This is a genomic window from Desulfoferrobacter suflitae (assembly GCF_022603395.1).
Taxonomy (GTDB): Bacteria; Desulfobacterota; Syntrophobacteria; order Syntrophobacterales; family Syntrophobacteraceae; genus Desulfoferrobacter; species Desulfoferrobacter suflitae.
On sequence record NZ_JAIBKA010000002.1, the window covers coordinates 573,114 to 589,692 of the forward strand.

At 52.1% G+C, this 16,579-nt stretch carries 18 protein-coding genes; 3 read left to right on the forward strand and 15 right to left on the reverse strand.

Going from position 1 to position 16,579, the window contains the following annotated elements; all coding sequences use genetic code 11:
• Positions 1 to 48: 48 nt before the first annotated feature.
• The 8 genes from K1V27_RS05335 to K1V27_RS05370 all read right to left on the reverse strand — a co-directional run bounded on the left by K1V27_RS05335 (position 49) and on the right by K1V27_RS05370 (position 9,257).
• On the reverse strand, positions 49 to 1,791 hold the full coding sequence (locus tag K1V27_RS05335) for a B12-binding domain-containing radical SAM protein (RefSeq protein ID WP_258928528.1): 1,743 nt from the start codon (positions 1,789 to 1,791) through the stop codon (positions 49 to 51).
• 89 nt (positions 1,792 to 1,880) lie between these two features.
• Complete coding sequence (gene dsrP / locus K1V27_RS05340; RefSeq protein WP_258928529.1) at positions 1,881 to 3,044, reverse strand: sulfate reduction electron transfer complex DsrMKJOP subunit DsrP; 1,164 nt, start codon at positions 3,042 to 3,044, stop codon at positions 1,881 to 1,883.
• Positions 3,045 to 3,054: 10 nt separating this feature from the next.
• A complete protein-coding gene (gene dsrO, locus K1V27_RS05345) occupies positions 3,055 to 3,840 on the reverse strand; it encodes a sulfate reduction electron transfer complex DsrMKJOP subunit DsrO (RefSeq protein WP_258928530.1) in 786 nt (261 codons plus the stop codon).
• A complete protein-coding gene (dsrJ, locus tag K1V27_RS05350) occupies positions 3,840 to 4,253 on the reverse strand; it encodes a sulfate reduction electron transfer complex DsrMKJOP subunit DsrJ (RefSeq protein ID WP_258928531.1) in 414 nt (137 codons plus the stop codon). Before dsrJ ends, dsrO begins: the two co-directional genes overlap by 1 nt.
• The gene (gene dsrK / locus K1V27_RS05355) at positions 4,240 to 5,865 is read right to left on the reverse strand and encodes a sulfate reduction electron transfer complex DsrMKJOP subunit DsrK (protein WP_258928532.1); all 1,626 of its coding nucleotides are present in this window, start codon (positions 5,863 to 5,865) and stop codon (positions 4,240 to 4,242) included. Before dsrK ends, dsrJ begins: the two co-directional genes overlap by 14 nt.
• A gap of 2 nt (positions 5,866 to 5,867) precedes the next feature.
• Positions 5,868 to 6,860 carry a sulfate reduction electron transfer complex DsrMKJOP subunit DsrM gene (gene dsrM, locus K1V27_RS05360; protein WP_258928533.1) on the reverse strand — a complete coding sequence of 331 codons (993 nt, stop codon included), beginning with the start codon at positions 6,858 to 6,860 and terminating at the stop codon, positions 5,868 to 5,870.
• 49 nt (positions 6,861 to 6,909) lie between these two features.
• Entirely contained in the window at positions 6,910 to 7,443 is a 534-nt protein-coding gene (locus tag K1V27_RS05365; protein ID WP_258928534.1) for an RsbRD N-terminal domain-containing protein, read from the reverse strand.
• A gap of 284 nt (positions 7,444 to 7,727) precedes the next feature.
• Positions 7,728 to 9,257: a YifB family Mg chelatase-like AAA ATPase gene (locus K1V27_RS05370; protein ID WP_258928535.1), complete on the reverse strand. Its 1,530-nt coding sequence runs from the start codon at positions 9,255 to 9,257 to the stop codon at positions 7,728 to 7,730.
• A 228-nt stretch (positions 9,258 to 9,485) separates the two neighbouring features.
• Between K1V27_RS05370 and K1V27_RS05375 the strand changes: the two genes are divergently transcribed.
• The 3 genes from K1V27_RS05375 (at position 9,486) to dksA (ending at position 11,133) form a co-directional block, all read left to right on the forward strand.
• Complete coding sequence (locus K1V27_RS05375; protein WP_258928536.1) at positions 9,486 to 10,133, forward strand: DnaJ domain-containing protein; 648 nt, start codon at positions 9,486 to 9,488, stop codon at positions 10,131 to 10,133.
• 61 nt (positions 10,134 to 10,194) lie between these two features.
• Entirely contained in the window at positions 10,195 to 10,686 is a 492-nt protein-coding gene (gene moaC, locus K1V27_RS05380) for a cyclic pyranopterin monophosphate synthase MoaC (RefSeq protein ID WP_258928537.1), read from the forward strand.
• Between the two features lie 84 nt (positions 10,687 to 10,770).
• The gene (gene dksA, locus K1V27_RS05385) at positions 10,771 to 11,133 is read left to right on the forward strand and encodes an RNA polymerase-binding protein DksA (RefSeq protein ID WP_258928538.1); all 363 of its coding nucleotides are present in this window, start codon (positions 10,771 to 10,773) and stop codon (positions 11,131 to 11,133) included.
• A gap of 39 nt (positions 11,134 to 11,172) precedes the next feature.
• Here the strand turns inward: dksA and K1V27_RS05390 are convergent, their stop codons facing one another.
• The 7 genes from K1V27_RS05390 to mnmE all read right to left on the reverse strand — a co-directional run bounded on the left by K1V27_RS05390 (position 11,173) and on the right by mnmE (position 16,563).
• Positions 11,173 to 12,174: a biotin--[acetyl-CoA-carboxylase] ligase gene (locus tag K1V27_RS05390; RefSeq protein WP_258928539.1), complete on the reverse strand. Its 1,002-nt coding sequence runs from the start codon at positions 12,172 to 12,174 to the stop codon at positions 11,173 to 11,175.
• A 28-nt stretch (positions 12,175 to 12,202) separates the two neighbouring features.
• Positions 12,203 to 12,979, reverse strand: a complete 777-nt coding sequence (gene cobS, locus K1V27_RS05395) for an adenosylcobinamide-GDP ribazoletransferase (RefSeq protein ID WP_258928540.1) — start codon at positions 12,977 to 12,979, stop codon at positions 12,203 to 12,205.
• Between the two features lie 6 nt (positions 12,980 to 12,985).
• Positions 12,986 to 13,582, reverse strand: a complete 597-nt coding sequence (cobU, locus tag K1V27_RS05400; protein ID WP_258928541.1) for a bifunctional adenosylcobinamide kinase/adenosylcobinamide-phosphate guanylyltransferase — start codon at positions 13,580 to 13,582, stop codon at positions 12,986 to 12,988.
• Positions 13,579 to 14,013 (reverse strand): DUF3842 family protein, encoded by a 435-nt coding sequence (locus tag K1V27_RS05405; RefSeq protein ID WP_258928542.1) that lies wholly within the window; start codon positions 14,011 to 14,013, stop codon positions 13,579 to 13,581. The genes cobU and K1V27_RS05405 overlap by 4 nt, the downstream gene beginning before the upstream one ends.
• 70 nt (positions 14,014 to 14,083) lie before the next feature.
• A complete protein-coding gene (locus K1V27_RS05410) occupies positions 14,084 to 14,347 on the reverse strand; it encodes a DUF6504 family protein (RefSeq protein ID WP_337833347.1) in 264 nt (87 codons plus the stop codon).
• Between the two features lie 10 nt (positions 14,348 to 14,357).
• Positions 14,358 to 15,140, reverse strand: a complete 783-nt coding sequence (gene rsmG / locus K1V27_RS05415) for a 16S rRNA (guanine(527)-N(7))-methyltransferase RsmG (protein ID WP_258928544.1) — start codon at positions 15,138 to 15,140, stop codon at positions 14,358 to 14,360.
• A 19-nt stretch (positions 15,141 to 15,159) separates the two neighbouring features.
• Positions 15,160 to 16,563: a tRNA uridine-5-carboxymethylaminomethyl(34) synthesis GTPase MnmE gene (gene mnmE, locus K1V27_RS05420; protein ID WP_258928545.1), complete on the reverse strand. Its 1,404-nt coding sequence runs from the start codon at positions 16,561 to 16,563 to the stop codon at positions 15,160 to 15,162.
• Between the last annotated feature and the right edge of the window lie 16 nt (positions 16,564 to 16,579).

Genomic DNA, 16,579 nt, shown 5'->3' on the forward strand with positions numbered 1-16,579 from the left:
GTGGACTGCAGTGGCGAACGGGCTGGATTGGTGGGCGTGAGGGAGGTGCTATGCCTGTGTTGGGGATAAGCGCTGCAGCTTGGCGCGAAAGAGAGATTCGTTTGTTGTGTCTCCCAGCGCCCTGTAGCAATGTGCGATATGAGTGATGGATTCGCGGGAATCGGGGAATTTGGAGAAAACGGCGATAGCGCCGTCATACCTCGCAATATTCATATAGCTGATGCCCAGGCAAAGGTGCAGCATTTCACTCTCAGGAAAACAGCGTGTGCCTTCAGTCAGCAGAGCAATGGATTCCTGATACTGCCTGTGCTTCTGTTGGAGAATACCGAGCCCGAGATATGCCCGATGGTCGGGATAGTAGCGCAGGGCTTTTTCAAAGAGCTTGGCGGCAACGGAATCTTTATCGGGAATCGATTCAATTTGAGCATAGTCGCCATGGCTGAAGGTCATGCCAAGGCGGGAGCAGAAGTCGGCATGCAGGGGATAAAGTTCCTTAAGGTCGTCGCGTAGCTCGAGTTCATCGACAAAGGAAGGAAGTGCTTTGTAATAGCTGGTGCGCAGCAGTTCTCCAAAATGAGTAACCTGCTGTGCGGATAAATTGGGATCATGCTGGTAGTACAATATGTCTTCAATGCGCTGCAACCACACATCATCCGTCAGCCCGGTGCGCGCCTTAAGATCAGAGTAGAGCGCCGTACCGGGAAACAGGCGCAGAACATAAAATATCACGCTGAACGGCTTGATTTCATTGATGAGATCAATGGATTCCTGAATGGTTTGCGAGGTTTCTCCAGGACATCCATAAATGAAGTAGGCGCGCGCCAGTATTCCAAAACTGGTGGTCAGGTGAAACGCTCGTTTGATCTGTTCGGCGCTGATGTTTTTATTGAGGTGTTTTCTGATTGTGTCTGAGCCGCTTTCTACCCCGTAGCTGATCTGGATACAGCCGGCGCGGCGCATCCAGTATAAAATCTCCTCATCGACCTGATCGACGCGCGAAATTGCATACCAGCGGATATTGAGCCCCTTGGCCAGTATTTTTTGGCAGGTCTCAATAACGGCACTTTTCTTGAGAGTAAGGGTATCATCTGAAAAATAGAAAAAGTTGACCCCTTTTCGGTACAGCAGTTCCAGTTGCTCTACAAAATAATCAGGCGAATGCCACCTCACTCGCCTTTTCCAAAATTTTGGTGAGCCACAAAAACTGCAGTTGGCGGGACAACCGCGGGTCAAAGCCACGTACTGGTAGGAAAAGTGTCCGGCCGGGTTGGGGAGTTGATCGAGGTCATTTATAAGTCTTGGCAATCCCGTTGTGACAATCCGTCCCTCTTCTCTGAAGGCGATACCCTCAACAGTCTTCAGTTTGACGAAATCACCACGCTCCAGGCAGTGCAGCAGTTCCACAAAGCTGTTTTCGCCTTCGCCCAGAACGACAAAATCCACTTGGGGGAAGTGTGTGAGGAAGTGGTTCCAAAGGTAAGTTGCTGAAACGCCGCCAAAGACCACCTGCACCTCGGGATTGAGCCGTTTGGCCAGGGCAGCGATGTCGATGGCGCCCCATCGATTGGCGTTGAAAACAGAGAAGCCGATGACATCGGGCTGATGACTGCGGAGCAGTTCCTCTACCCTGGCCGGGTCATTGCGCATGTCATAAAGATTAACAATGTCAACCTCGCAGCCATGCGTTTTGAGTAGAGCTGCAAGGTAATAGAGGCCTATGGGGAGGGCGGCGATATTTTCCTCGTAGTAGCGTTCCTCGAGGCAATAAGGATAGACGAGTAGTACCTTCATTGGAGACCGATTTTGCCGGCACAAACAAAGAGGGCTCAGTTCGCAGGAAATGAGCCCTCGTGATCAACATGTCAATCCTGTGGCGCCCTTCAAATGGATGGGGCCGTTTCTTCCTTAACCGAAGTAGCGATCTTGTACAGGATTGTGAGAACAAAGAACCCCGTAGCCCATACACCGATAGCGATCATCAATTCGGGAATGGTCGGCGCATATTCGCGCACTTCATTAAAGGGGTTCGGGATGAATCCGGCGATGACCAGGCCGAGGCCCTTTTCCAACCACATGGAAAAGAATGTAGCCAGGCAGGCAATTTTAAGGGTCTTCTCCTGTTTGCGTGTGTTGGGATTGATCAATAGCACCAAAGCTACAATTGCCAGTATGAGGAACAGCCACATGAAGGGTACAAGCCGGCCATGCCCATGGATACCAAAGAAGAGGTATTCGATGGCTTCCATATGGGATGGAATGTTGCTGTAGAAGGCCGTGAACACTTCCAGGCCGACAAAGAACAAGCTGATGATCATGGCGTAGGTAATGATTTGCGACAATTTGTCTATGGCTTCTTTGCCCGGATCGAACTTGGTGTACTTTTTCACCAGGAAGGCCAGCAAGATCAGCAGCGCAGGACCGGAAGCGAACGCGGAGGCCAAGAAGCGGGCGGCCATGATAGCGGTCAGCCAGTAGTGCCTGCCCGGCAGACCGGCGTACAAGAATGCCGTGACCGTATGGATACTCACAGCCCAGGGTATGGAGATATAGATCAGGGGCTTCACCCAGTTGGGATAATGAACCCCTTTGCGTTCGGCCTCCAACACGTTCCAGCCGATCAAAAGGTTCAAGAACAGATAACCGTTCAGAACGACCATGTCCCAAAACAGGATGGAATTGGGCGTCGGGTAGAGCAAAACATTGAGCAAACGCATGGGCTTGCCCAGGTCGACGATAATGAACAACAGGCACATGGTCACCGAAGCAATGGCCAGAAACTCGCCTAGAATGGTTATTTTTCCGAATACTTTAACGTTGTGCAGATAGTATGGCAGGACGACCATGACGGCTGAAGCGGCGACGCCGACAAGGAAAGTGAACTGCGCAATATAGAATCCCCACGACACGTCTCTGCTCAGGCCGGTGATGGTCAAACCTTTGTTGAACTGATAAAGATAGGAAGCAAATCCCAAACCCATCAGGACAAGCAAGAACATCAGCCATCGATAATATCTTTTATCTCCTGTCAGTGCTCTCTCAAGCATATTACACCCCTCATACTATGTAGTAAACATTGGGTTGTGTGCCAAGTTCCGGCTTGCGCCGCATCGTGAAATGGGATGCGAGCAGTTTGCGAACGACCGAATTGGGGTCGGCTAGATCCCCGAAGGAAAGAGCTCCAACCTTGCACGCTTCGACGCAAGCCGGCAGCAAACCTTCTGCCAGTCTTTCCGCGCAGAAGTTGCATTTTTCCACCACACCGCGCTCGCGAGTTGGGAATCGCATGTTCAACTCGGTCTTAATGAAGGGGCGTGGATCGCGCCAATTGAAGCTTCTCGCTCCGTACGGGCAGCCGGCCATACAGTAGCGGCAGCCAATGCAGCGGTGAAAGTCCATCATGACAATGCCGTCCTCGGGCCGCTTGAAGGTAGCCTGAGTAGGGCAGACTCGCACACAGGGAGGATTCGTACAATGATTGCAGAGAGCAATGAAGGGACGTCCCTCCAAGTTCTTGACGTTGTACTCGTTTTCCTGGCCGGGAAATACGTTCTCGTAGTGATTGGTCCAAATCCACTTGATCTCTTCTTTAATGCTGCCAATGTCTGGAACGTTATGGACGGCGTGGCATGCCAGGATGCAGTCCTTGCAGCCCTCTTTGCCCTTTTCCCAGCATTTTTTCATGTCGACCACCATCGCCCAATGCTGCCCCGTGAGGGCCTGTGGGTTCTTGATGGCTTTGGGCAGATCGGACTCACCAAAAACGTCTGCGACCGGGAGTGCAGTAAGCCCCAAAGCACAGACTCCGCTGATCTTCAAAAAGTTTCTTCTGCTTGTTTCCATCACTGATTCTCCTTTGGGGCAATATGACAAGTCCAGCAGTAGGGCACGGTACCGGCCTCAAGCCCTGCGTAGATGTGACATTGATCACAGAACTGGGTTTTGTTGGAGTGGCAATCCATGCAAGTGTTCTGCAGGCTCATGTTATAGGTCTTGCCGTCGGCGGCGACATAAGTTCTCAGGCCGTCGCGAACAACCCAGGTCCTCCAGTCATTGAGGAGTTGCATGTGTCCGGTGCGAATTTCAGCAAGGGGCAGAACACACTGTTTGACCGCCATTTGTTGAATTACCGGCGTATCCAGTTTGGGATCTGGCGGTGGAACCGCTCTGCCCATGTTGTACCAGAAGGGTATGGTGAACAGGCCCACAAAAATCGCCAATCCAATGAGAACATAACGTGCATCATAGATCTTCATTATCACTATCCTCCATTCCTTCTAAGGGTTCACCCCGGAGGTCCGTCGTTCTCTCATGCTCTCCTTCCATAACCAGAGCGTTGCCGACCAGTTCGTGAACGCCGGTCACATCAACCCCGGGAACCCAATAGTTCATCAAGGGAGGAAGTACCGCACGGTCGATTGCACAAATGCACGAGAGCATGTTGACTCCATGTTGCTCATGCACGTGCTTGACGGCATTGGCGCGTGGAAGCCCCCCGCGCATGCGCATCTCCATGTACTCGTCGGTGTTCAAGCCGGAGCCGCTTCCACAGCAGAAGGTCTGTTCCCTGATGGTGTTGGGAGGCATATCGTAGAAATGGTTGCAGACGTTGTTGAGTACATAGCGGGGCTCTTCAAAGAACCCCATGGCCCTTGCCGGGTTGCAGGAATCGTGGAAAGTGACTTTGAGGTGATCGTTGCGGCTCTTATCGAGCTTCAGCTTACCATGCTTTATTAGATCCGCCGTGAATTCAACCAAATGAACCATCTTGGTGGATTTGGCGTTTTCGAACTTGGTTCCGGTGATCGGTGATACAGGCTCTTCCAGGAAATCGGCCGGGCCGTTCATGGTATCCATGTACTGGTTGATCACCCGCCACATGTGCCCACACTCGCCACCCAGTATCCACTTGACGCCAAGCCGTTTGGCTTCGGCGTACATCTTGGAATTCAGCCGCTTCATCATTTCGTGGGAGGTGAACAATCCGAAATTGCCCCCTTCGGATGCGTATGTGCTCCAGGTGTAGTCCAGGCCAATCTCATGGAACAACATGAGATAGCCCATGAGGGTATAGGTCCCGGGATCGGCAAAAACGTCTCCGGATGGCGTAATGAAAAGGATCTCTGCCCCTTTTCGGTTGAAGGTGGGTTCGATTTTGACACCCGTCACCTCTTCAATTTCCTCGACAAAAAATTCGATCATGTCCTTAAAGGCATGGGGCTGAATGCCCAGATGGTTGCCCGTCATGTAGCAGTTGGCGACAGGAGCGGTGATCCAGTCAATGTTGAGACCAAGCAAATTGAGCAGCTCTCGGCCTATAATTGTTATTTCAGCAGTATCAATGCCGTACGGACAAAAGACCGAACAGCGGCGGCATTCAGTGCATTGGAAGAAGTAAAAAAACCATTCCTTGACCACATCTTCGGTCAGCTCTCTGGCACCGGCCATTTTGCCTAAAATTTTACCGGCCAGGGTAAAGTCTTTCCGGTAGACCGATCGCAATAGCTCGGCACGGAGCACCGGCATATTCTTGGGATCGCCAGAGCCGATAAAGAAATGGCATTTGTCGGCGCATGCGCCGCAGCGTACACAGATGTCCATGAAAAGTTGGAACGATCGATACTTGTGGATGCGTTCCCGGAGACCCTCGAAAATGATCTCTTTCCAGTTCTCGGGAAGTTTCCAGTCGTCGTCAATCGGCGACCACTCTCTGGGGTTAGGCAATCCAACCACCTCGAGGTTCTTGCTCTTGCCAGAATAGCACCACGTACCGGGTCTGAATTCAACAGGGGTATCCATCCACCCGGTTTTGGGCGGCTTATGATCCGTGCCTGCTATGAGCTCGTTTGCTTTGGGAACACTAGCCATGTTTACTCCTTCTCCACTGGTAGTCCGGCTTCTATCATTTTCTCCCTGAAATCGTCTTCATACTCTTCATACGTATGGACCTTCACAGGGTAATTCCAAGGATTGATGTGCCTGCGTATGCGGCTGTCGTTGGGTAAGTTCCTGGTCGGACTGAGGAACACTCCGCCCAGATGCATCAGCTTGCTGAATGGGAAATAGGCCATCAGAGTACTGACAAGAAACAGGTGAATGAAAAACAGCACCCCGATGCCCTCCGGCACGGTCGGATGAAGTGTGGCCAGTCCCATGGCCAATTCCTTGACCTTAACAATATCCACCTTGGTGAAGTAGCGCATCAAAACGCCCGTAACGCCAAGGCCGAACAACAGGAAAAGAGGAAAATAATCGGCCGGAAGGGAAATGTAGCGCATCTGCGGAATGACTACACGGCGGATAAACAGGTAGGTCACTGCAGCAAGAAACAGTAAGTCGGTGATGTAGAGTCCCGGGAGACCGAGCTGCAAAAAACCGTCGAGGGACTCTGTGAGGTGCACGAAACCGGGAACCGGCTCCATGAAGAATCTCAGATGGCGCACGACGATGATGAAAAACGAATAATGGAACGCCAGGCCGGCCAGCCAAAGCCACTTTTCCCACTGATAAGAGATCTTTGGCCCTTGCCTGAATTCCATCTTGGTGTTCTTGAAGAGCGACCGGAACAATAGAACTTCAAGTGCCATTCGACCAACGGTGGCAAGCTTGGTAGAGGGGTTGTCCAACTTGTTTTGTTTGACCCATGAAAAGGACTTCTGCTGGCCTGAGGTGGTTGGTATTCGAAATGGTACGGGTGCACGTGCCCATTTCAAAATGCGGTAGATGAATCCGGTTAGAAAGAGGAAGAAGGCTAGATATGGCACCAGCACACCAAACAAATAGTTCATGCCAATGGCCTCCACTCCTAAAAAAGCTACCAGAACGAGTGCAAGGACTGCGAGTAAAGAAAACTTGATGCCCATTTACTAATCCCTCGTTTCAAGAAGTTTAGGTTTATATAGACCTTAACCTTTAAAGTGACGGCTCTTGATCGGGGATCTCAGCGAGGAGGTTTGCCCTTTGCAAAAGCCTGTGTGTCCGGTTTTTCACCTCGTTGACTCTGAGCTCGTAGAGCTTTTCGCGGCACTGAACGTAGATGTCGAAGGCAAGCATCGCCAACCGGTCGATGCGTCCGTCAAAGGAGGTAAGATCGTCCTGGGACAACGTTTCTTCGGGATCATCTGCAGCGCGCGACTGCTCCCTTACCAAATCTTTCAAAACAAACACGAAAGCGATCGCTCGGGATGGCGAAAAATCCTGAATGGCGCGGATTCTGATGATTTTGTCCAAGAACGGTGAAGCCGTCTCCGGGTCGATCTCCCTGACCAGTTCCTGGTAAAGACCCTGCATACCCTGAAAGATCGTGCTGCCTACCGGATTGGCGAAGGGATCTTTTTCCCGCTTGAAGAGCTTTGCCGTTTCGGGGGGATAAGTGTCTATAATAAAATTGAACCATCTTTTGAGGATTGCCGACTGGTGTTGTGTTAAAAAGTTCTCAAGGTCCATTTAGGGGGATGCCCTCAATCTATGCGTAGCTAGAAAAAACACTTTATCAGTGACGTACCACGGGCAAACCAATAACCAGCAAGGCCAGCTACTCTTGGGCTCGCACGTCTCCAGTATCAACCCAAAAACCATCAAGTCATCAAATCTTGTGAATGTAAGCACGATAGTCCAATTGGATATTAGTGTCAAGAGCCAAACGCAGGGGGGTGTGAGAACGCCGATGCCGATTTTCGGGTGAGGCACACAGGGGTTGCTTGAGGTTGGAGCAATGCTGCTCAATCGGCTCAAAACAGTCTTCTGTCCAATGATCGGTACTGTATTGCTTCCAATAAATGATGGGTGAAAATGCTCTGCTCGCCATCCAGATCCGCGATGGTTCTTGCGACTTTGAGGATGCGATGGTAGGCGCGTGCGCTCAATCCCAACCGGTGGACGGCTTCCTTGAGAATTGCTTCCCCGGAGCTGCCAAGCTGACAGTGTTGTTTGATGAGTTTTGGCTTCATCAGGGCGTTTGAATAAATGGATGCACTTTTGGCGTACCGCTCCAATTGGATTTGACGGGCCTGGATAACGCGCCTGCGGATTTCAGCCGATGGTTCTGCAGGGTGAGTCGACTGAAGGTCTTCATAGCGTACGGCGGGGGCTTCGATGTGAAGATCGATGCGATCCAGGATGGGGCCGGAAATACGACTTCGATACTTGATGACCTGGTTGGCAGAGCAGATGCAGGGTCTCGATGGATCACCGCTGAAGCCGCACGGGCAGGGATTCATCGCGGCAACCAGCATGAAGCGGGCGGGATAAGTGAGTGACATGCTTGCCCGGGCAATGGTGACGTAGCCGTCTTCCAGAGGCTGTCGCAGCAAATCTAAAACGTTGCGTCGAAATTCAGGAAATTCATCCAAAAACAAGACGCCGTTGTGCGCCAGACTGACCTCTCCCGGTCGCGGAATCTGGCCGCCGCCGATCAGTCCGGCGTCAGATATGGTGTGGTGAGGCGCACGAAAGGGGCGTTGCAGTATCAGTGGACTGGCCTTAAGGAGTCCGGCTACGCTGAAGATTCTTGACGTCTCCAAAGCCTCTTCGAAGCTCAATCGCGGCAAGATTGAAGGAAGACGCTGCGCGAGCATGGTCTTCCCCGCACCGGGAGGACCTATCATGAGCACATTGTGCCCGCCGGCCGCAGCGACTTCCAAGCCTCGCTTGGCATGTTCCTGACCCTTCACTTCGTTAAAATCGATCCCGTCGCCCTGCTGGGGATGAAGAACAGCTTCCCAGTCCAGTTCCACAGGCTTCAACAAAGCTGTTTCATTGAGATGCTCGACCACCTGGGCCAGATGATTCACGGGATAAACGGCCAGACCACCTGTTGCGGCCGCTTCCGGAGCATTGTGAGCCGGCAGGATCATGCTTTTATAACCGTTCCTGTAGGCCTGGATGGCCATCGAGAGGCTCCCGGCAACGGGCTTTACCCGTCCGTCGAGGGAAAGTTCGCCTACCAGCACCACCTGGCGGGTTCGCTCTTCATGCACTATTCCCATGGCCGCCAAAATTCCCACTGCGATGGGCAGATCAAATCCCGCGCCTTCTTTCTTCAGATGGGCCGGAGCCAGATTGACCGTTATCCGCTGCGATGGGAACGGATAGCCGCTGTTCTGCAGGGCGGTTTTGACTCTGTCCTTGCTTTCGCGCACTATGCTGTCGGGTAATCCTACTGTTGCAAAAGTCGGCAGTCCCGGCGAAAGGTCGACCTCGACTTCGACAAGAATGGCGTCAATCCCCAATAGACTGGAGGTGTAGGTTTTGGCAATCATGCAAAGGCTCTTTGTTGTTTGGCCACGCTCCAACAAAAGGCAATTGAACTGGTTTGATCTTGTTTTGCGGTGAAAATCTTCTTAAAATAACACCCTTCGATGATTACATGCAGCAATGCCGGTGCCGCCTGTGAATATGCCCGCAAAGCTGCGAGGAGATGTTAATAATGCAGAGAATTTACTGCAAGCATGAACCTGCACTTTAATGATTTTGGTTAGTCGCTGCTGATGACTTGTTATTATCAAATTTTAGGGGTATCTTCCCGCGCAAGTCAAGAGGAAATCAGAAGAGCATTCAGGTTGTTGGCCTTGCGATGCCATCCAGACCGGAATCCTGACGATCCTTGTGCGGGCGATCACTTCAGGGCTGCCTTGGAGGCCTATGAAACACTGATAGATCCGGTAAAACGGCATAGATATGATGGACTGAACGGCTATACTCAGCGCAGTAATGGGAGGGGGAAAAAGAATCATGCCGCTTCCCAAGGCTATGCCGCTCCCCTGGAAGAAGTGTTGAAGGAAGCTTTTGGAATTGAGTACGGTTTGCGCCAACGCATTGTCAATGATCTTCGCTTTGACCTGCAGGTTCCCAGCAACGTCTTGCGTGAGGGCACCTATGAACGCATTGATTATGCCAGATTGGTGTTCTGTGGCGAGTGTATGGGAAACGGGCGGAAAAGTCCGGTACTTTCCTGCGAGAAGTGTCAGGGTGATGGCGAATTTGAAGAGAGGTGCTCCTTGCATGTATGGATACCGGCCGGCTCCGCCCCTGGAAGCCGCTTGAGAATCTCCGGAGTCGGGGATCAGCCAAGCCCGGCAAGTCGCCCAGGCGACCTGGTAATTCTCTTGCACGCTACAGACGGGGCAACCCCCTGAAGACTTGTCAAAACTTGCGACCAATAAACCCTTAGGAAATCCGTCTTCAAGAGGAAATCAAGTGACCAACAGCGACGTACAGCTCAGCCACATTGACTCGAAAGGTCGACTGCAAATGGTGGATGTGAGTGAAAAACAGGTTTCAACTCGGGAGGCCAGGGCGGAAGCCTGGGTCAAGCTTTCCAAAGGAACTCTGGAGCGGATCGAGGAACACGCTATAGCCAAGGGCAACGTCTACGAGGCTGCTCGCCTGGCCGGCATTATGGCGGCAAAAAGGACTTGGGAGCTTATCCCTCTCTGTCATCCTCTGCGTTTGTCAGCGATTGAAGTTGACTTTGTTCCCGATTTGGACAATCGGCAAATTCATATACGGTCCCTGGTGAAGACCACCGACCGTACCGGTGTTGAAATGGAGGCGATGGTTGCGGTGACCCACGCCGCATTGACCATCTATGACATGTGCAAGGCGATAGATCGCGACATCACAATTTCAGAGGCCCGGCTGACTTTTAAAAGCGGCGGCAGAAGCGGCACATACCAGCGGGACCCTTGACGATCTATGAGGGATTTTGCTTTACACTTTGTGGGGAGTGTGCTAGCGAGAGACCTCGTCAAACTTCCTTGAGGAGAGCAGAGTATGGACAAAGAGACAACCGCCTATTTCAAAGAGATCCTGTTAAAGCGCCTGGATGAGTTGTATGAAGAGGCTGAAAGGACGGTGGCGGGAATGACTGATACCGAGGACACTTTTCCCGACCCCACTGACCGCGCCACGTTGGAATCGGATCGCAACTTCATGTTGCGCATCAGAGACCGCGAGCGCAAGCTGATTATGAAAATTCGTGAAGCACTGCAGCGCATTGAAGACGGAACCTTTGGCCAGTGCGAATCCTGCGGTGACGATATCAACCTCGAACGACTCAAGGCCAGACCGGTAACGACTCTATGCATCGAATGCAAACGCAAGCAGGAGGCAATGGAGAGGGCACGGGGGATGTAAGCGGTTGCGCTCGTATGTGTGCAACGCACATTTCTCAGTTTACAAATTTCTCACCACCTGGGTAACATCCCCTACCCAGATGACTTTTTCTTCCCAGCCCCCGTGCAGTAATAATCTGAGCGCTCCTTGAGGTGTAAACCCCAATACCTTGCCCGTATAGTCCATTGTTCCGCAACGAATTGTGACAGTTGCCCCAAGCAGGTTGGAAAATAGTTCGAATTCAGCTAAAAAAGAGTCGAACCCCTGCCGCAGAAGACGTTCATAATCCGCTTCCAACTGGTGCAACAAGGCGAGCAATAAATCTTGCCGTTTGATCTTACTGCCCAGCTCCGCTGCGAGCGAAGTCGCCGGATAGCGGAAGGGGCCCTCCAGTTGGTCAAATTGGTGATTAGCGTTGATGCCGATCCCCATCACAAGGAACCGCACGGCGTCGTTATCTGATTGCATTTCAGCAAGAATACCGCAGACTTTGCGATGTTGTATCAAGATGTCATTGGGCCACTTGATAGATGAACTCAAGCCATAATGGTCTCGAAAGATTCTTGCAAGCGACAGCGAAGTGACCAGAGTGGATTGATGAATATCATTCAACGGCAAGCATTCTCGCAGCACGATCGACATGTATATGCCCGCGTGCTTAGCAGAAAGCCACTGCCTGCGAAATCGCCCTCTGCCCTCGGTTTGTTCCTCCGCCACTATTACCGAACCGTGCGGAGCGCCCTGCAGGGCCAACATGATTGCTTGGTCATTGGTCGAACCCAGCTGCTGAAAGTGATGATAAGTCCTTCCAAATGCTGAGGTCCTCAAGGCGGGAACTATCTCCTCGGGAATTAACAGATCTGGAACATCCGTGAGCTGATAGCCATCTTTGGGGTGGGTCTGTATGGAGTAACCCTGGGCACTCAGTTTCTGTATGTGTTTCCACACGGCTGTTCGGCTTATCCCGAGTTGGGAAGCCAGTTCAGGTCCTGACACCGGCTGTCCCTGTTTGGCCTTGAGCAACCCAAGAATCTGCCCATAGGTGGATTGGTATTCCTGCATGTCTGTCCGGCTGGTTACCTCAGTGATTCTACAGTTGGCTGACACTACATGCTGAGATCGAAAGCAGCACGATTTCAGTCACTTCGTTGGCAGCCCCCAGTACGTCCCCTGTCATTCCCCCGAGCCATCGGCGACCGATCCAACGAAACAAAGCCGCACAGAGAAGCATCGTCAGAAAGTATAACAAAATCATTTGAGGAGCAATCATAAGCGCAATGATGCCGCCAGAGATCGCGGCGGCCAGAGGCTGCCTGACGGTCATATGCTCCAAAAAAGGCTTTCCCAGTCCTCCGTCCGGCCTGGCGTAGATGCTCTTGTAAGCGGCAAAAACCATTGTCAGGCGACTGAACACCGGTACCAGTAGAAAGGAGGCCCAACAAGCCTCCTTTAACAAGACCTGGATGCTTGCCACCTTGCACAGAACTGCAAGCGTCAAGGCCAGCGAACCGAAAGTACCAATGCTGCTGTCCTTCATGATTGCCAACCGCCGTTCACTGGTATACCCGCCGCCTATTCCGTCCGCCAGATCGGCCAGGCCGTCAAAATGGAGGCCGCGTGTCAAGAGTATTAAAAGAGCGGTCAAGGCGACGGAGGCGAGTAGTGCCGGCATCCATGCATGGATCAGCAGCGCGCTGCAAAGGCTGCAGATACCTAATAGCAGACCCACTGCAGGAAAAAACGAAAAGCTTCCAGCAAAATCGTCGGAACTAACTGTTTGCGTGATAGTCTTGGGTACGGGAAAGATGGTTAGAAAACTCGTTGCCAGGGTGAACCGCCTGACGGCATTCTTTAATGGTGTGTACAATTTTTACTAACCCCCATAACCTCGTTGCGATTTCTGTTTTTCTATCGATGAATTCTCGGGTAAAGGCTCCTGTTTGAGTTGAAGCGGTATTCCGGCAACGACCAGAGTGACAGAGCGACAAACGGATGCCACCGATTGATTTGTCAAGCCCGCAAGATCGCGAAATTGCCTCGCCAGAGGATTGTCCGGGACGATGCCTGTGCCCACCTCGTTGGAAACCAGCACCAACGGGTAATCCACAATTTTCAGAGTGTCCACCAATCGGTCAACGGCTTGCCGGGGGTCGCCTTCTGGCTGCAAGAGGAGGTTGCTCAACCACAGTGTAAGACAGTCCACCAAAACTGGTCGCGCCCCGCTACGAAGCTCCAGCAGGTTTTCCACCAGACGATATGGACTTTCCAGTGTCTCCCAAAAACCTTCTCTTCGCCTGCGATGTTCCTGCACGCGCCGACGCATCTCTTCATCGCGGACCTGGGCCGTAGCCAGGTAGACATAAGGCGGAGGAAAATTCAGCAAAGTCTTCTCAGCAAAAACACTCTTGCCGCTCCTCGCTCCCCCGAGGACCAAGTGAGGCGTGGCCAACGTCTGCCTGGAGCTATTCATGAGTTGTCGCCCGGCGTGATTATATAGGAGCTGAGGTGTTCATTGACGAGTAGGTCCACCAGGTGCGGCAGGGGTTCTCGGTTTCCTCCAACCACCAGAATCGGTTCCTGGGTCAGGGGCAGGAGCAGTTTGATCGCCCTGGCTTCACCAATAGCTGCAACCATCGCGGAGGTCACTTCACCCATCATGGCATTGGAAATCAGGATGGAAATCGAGCCGACAATCACATCGACCTGTTTCACACAATGGCAAATTGCATTTTCACCGGTTGCACCACGGTTGGCCTTCGCTTTCATCATTTGTGAGGTCGCTATGGCGTTGGTGCCGAGTGCCCAGACTTCCGCCTGTTCGCCATAAGATTCCTTAATCTTCTTAATGATGAAGTTGCCGATGCCGCCGCCTTGACCGTCAATTACCGCGATGCGGACCAAGTTGTCATCCTCCCCAGCCAAATGCATGGCTCGAACCGGCAAATTGCAGCAAATGCGAGCACGATGCGGCCTATGCCTCGGGTTTTTCTTCTACTGGAACCAGCAGACACCAAGCGTCAAAGAGTTCGTGATAGCGGAGCACAAAAATGTCACCCTCCACAGTTTTGACTTTATAGTAGCGCAGAGGCATGCGTGTAGCGTCCATATAGCCTTCGTACCAGCGGTCGAGTATTTCCGCAATAGTGTATTGATCACCGCGCCAGCTGAAGCAAGCTGGTTCCTGAGCCCCTTTGAAATGATCGCACGTTTTGACTAGAATACGTTCCAGCTTCATGGTCAACGGATCAACTGAGTTTCCTCCAGATACAGACATTACGAGCGTTGGGCAGCGAGGGCAAAGCATAAGGGAAACAGCCCTCAAATTCTATTCCAAATTGTTTCAGGTGAGGATTATAGTATCGGGCGATGCTCTCATCAGCCTTGGGACCCACCCACCACGCCACGGCTCCCGCATTGTTCAGCAGGCTGCCGGCCAATAGCGCCAATTGATCCGGGTTCAAACGCAGCGCCCGTAGGGTGATCAGATCATAGCGAGCGGATGTGGTCCGTGTTTGCGATTCGATCAAACCTTCCCATTTTCCCTGAATGACGCGCAGATTCGGTACTTGCAGCTTAGTGAGTAAGACTTTGAGAAAGCTTACTTTTTTGCGTTTTGTCTCGAGCAGTGTCATGGTCAGGCCGGGATGGACGATGTTGATGGGTACACCGGGAAAACCGGCTCCCGTTCCTACGTCCAGGGCGCTTCCCCGACGCGGCAGCCAGCGGCTTGGGAGCAATGAGTCGAGCAAATGCTTTATCAGTATCTCTCGCAACCCGGTGATGCGCGTGAGATTCACACGCTGATTCCAGGATTGCATGAGCAGAATATGTCGAGCGCAAAGTCGTGCTTGATTGTCCGTCAAAAAGACACCCTCTTGTTTCAGGCAGGCTGAAATACTGCGCACCACGTGTTCTTCCGTATCGAGGGACCTTTGCTGCCGACCAGTCACTGCAATTCCAGGGAAAAAGTTATAATTTGAACCGCTTGCAAGACTCGGTGAAGCCGTCACCGCCGTGAAAAACCGCATGACAATCCTGGCATGAGTCTCATTTGCCAATACAGAAACGGGAGAAGATGCCGTCTAACAGATCCTGGTCTACCTCCAGGCCGAGCACAGCATTCAGATGTTTCCTCGCCGTCTCAATCTCCAAACTCACCAGTTCGTTATAGCTGCCCGTCTGCAATAGTTTCCTGCCTCGTTGCAACGCTTCCAGAGATCGCTCACAACATTCCTTCTGGCGCATATTCGGGATTAAAGCAGAACGATTTTCAGCGAGTGGTGTTGCGAGGAAACGATCTCTCAAAAAGTTTTGTAACCCTTCGATGTCGCCGCGGTTGAAAACGGATATTCTCAGCACGGGTACAGCCCGATCATAGCGGGTCCTGATGTCTTCCACGCTCAGCCGGGGTGGAAGGTCACACTTATTTAACAATATCATATAGGACTTCCCGGAAACCGCTTGGAAAACTTGATCATCCTCTTCGCTCAGCGGTTGGCTCTGATCCATCAGCCACAGGATTATATCGGCTTCGGCAACCGCAGAGAGGGTTCTTTGGATCCCCATGGATTCAATTGAATCGGGTTTCATGCGGATACCCGCGGTATCCAAGATTCTGATCAAGACCCCCGACAACCGAAAACTGTCTTCAATAATGTCCCTCGTAGTTCCCGGCATTGATGTCACGATAGCCCGGTCTTTGCCAAGCAGGACGTTTAACAGGGAAGACTTCCCCACATTTGGTTTGCCAACCAGGACCAGTGTGAGGCCCTCACGCAGGAGGCGCCCAGTTTCATAGCAGGCAAGAATTTGGCCGAGGGGACGGATTAGCGATTCCTCCATTGTGAGAAGCAACTTTACAGATTCGATGTTTGCTTCGCCCTCATCCAAGTCGTTGCCGAAATCAATAAAAGCCTCGATTTCGCTCTGCAGTTGCCAGAGTTTATCCCGCAATTCGTCAATTTGGCTTCTAAAATCTCCGCTCAAATGACGCGCTGCGGCAAGTAGGCTTTGCTGGGATCGCGAGTGGATAAGGTCTGCTACGGCTTCAGCTTGAGACAAGTCAATCCGGCCATTCAAAAAAGCCCGCCGCGTGAATTCCCCAGGCTCTGCAAGGCGTGCACCACTTTGCAGCACGAACTCCATAATGCGGTTCAATACCATGAAGCCACTGTGGCAGTTGATTTCAACCATGTCCTCGCGAGTGTAGGTGCGAGGGCCGGCCATGTAACTCAGGAGCACCTCGTCAACCACCTCTTGGGTCTCGGGTTCTACGATCCAGCCATGGTAGAGTTTGTGAGTTTCATAGGCATGAACGGATTTTCGGGGTCGGAAGATTCTTTTCGCAATCGATAGGGCTTCTGTCCCGCTTATCTTGACGATCCCTATTCCTCCCTGCCCAATTGGGGTCGCTATGGCAGAGATCGTATCGTCGGTCAGCTCAAAATCCATCGCGCAGCAGCATTGT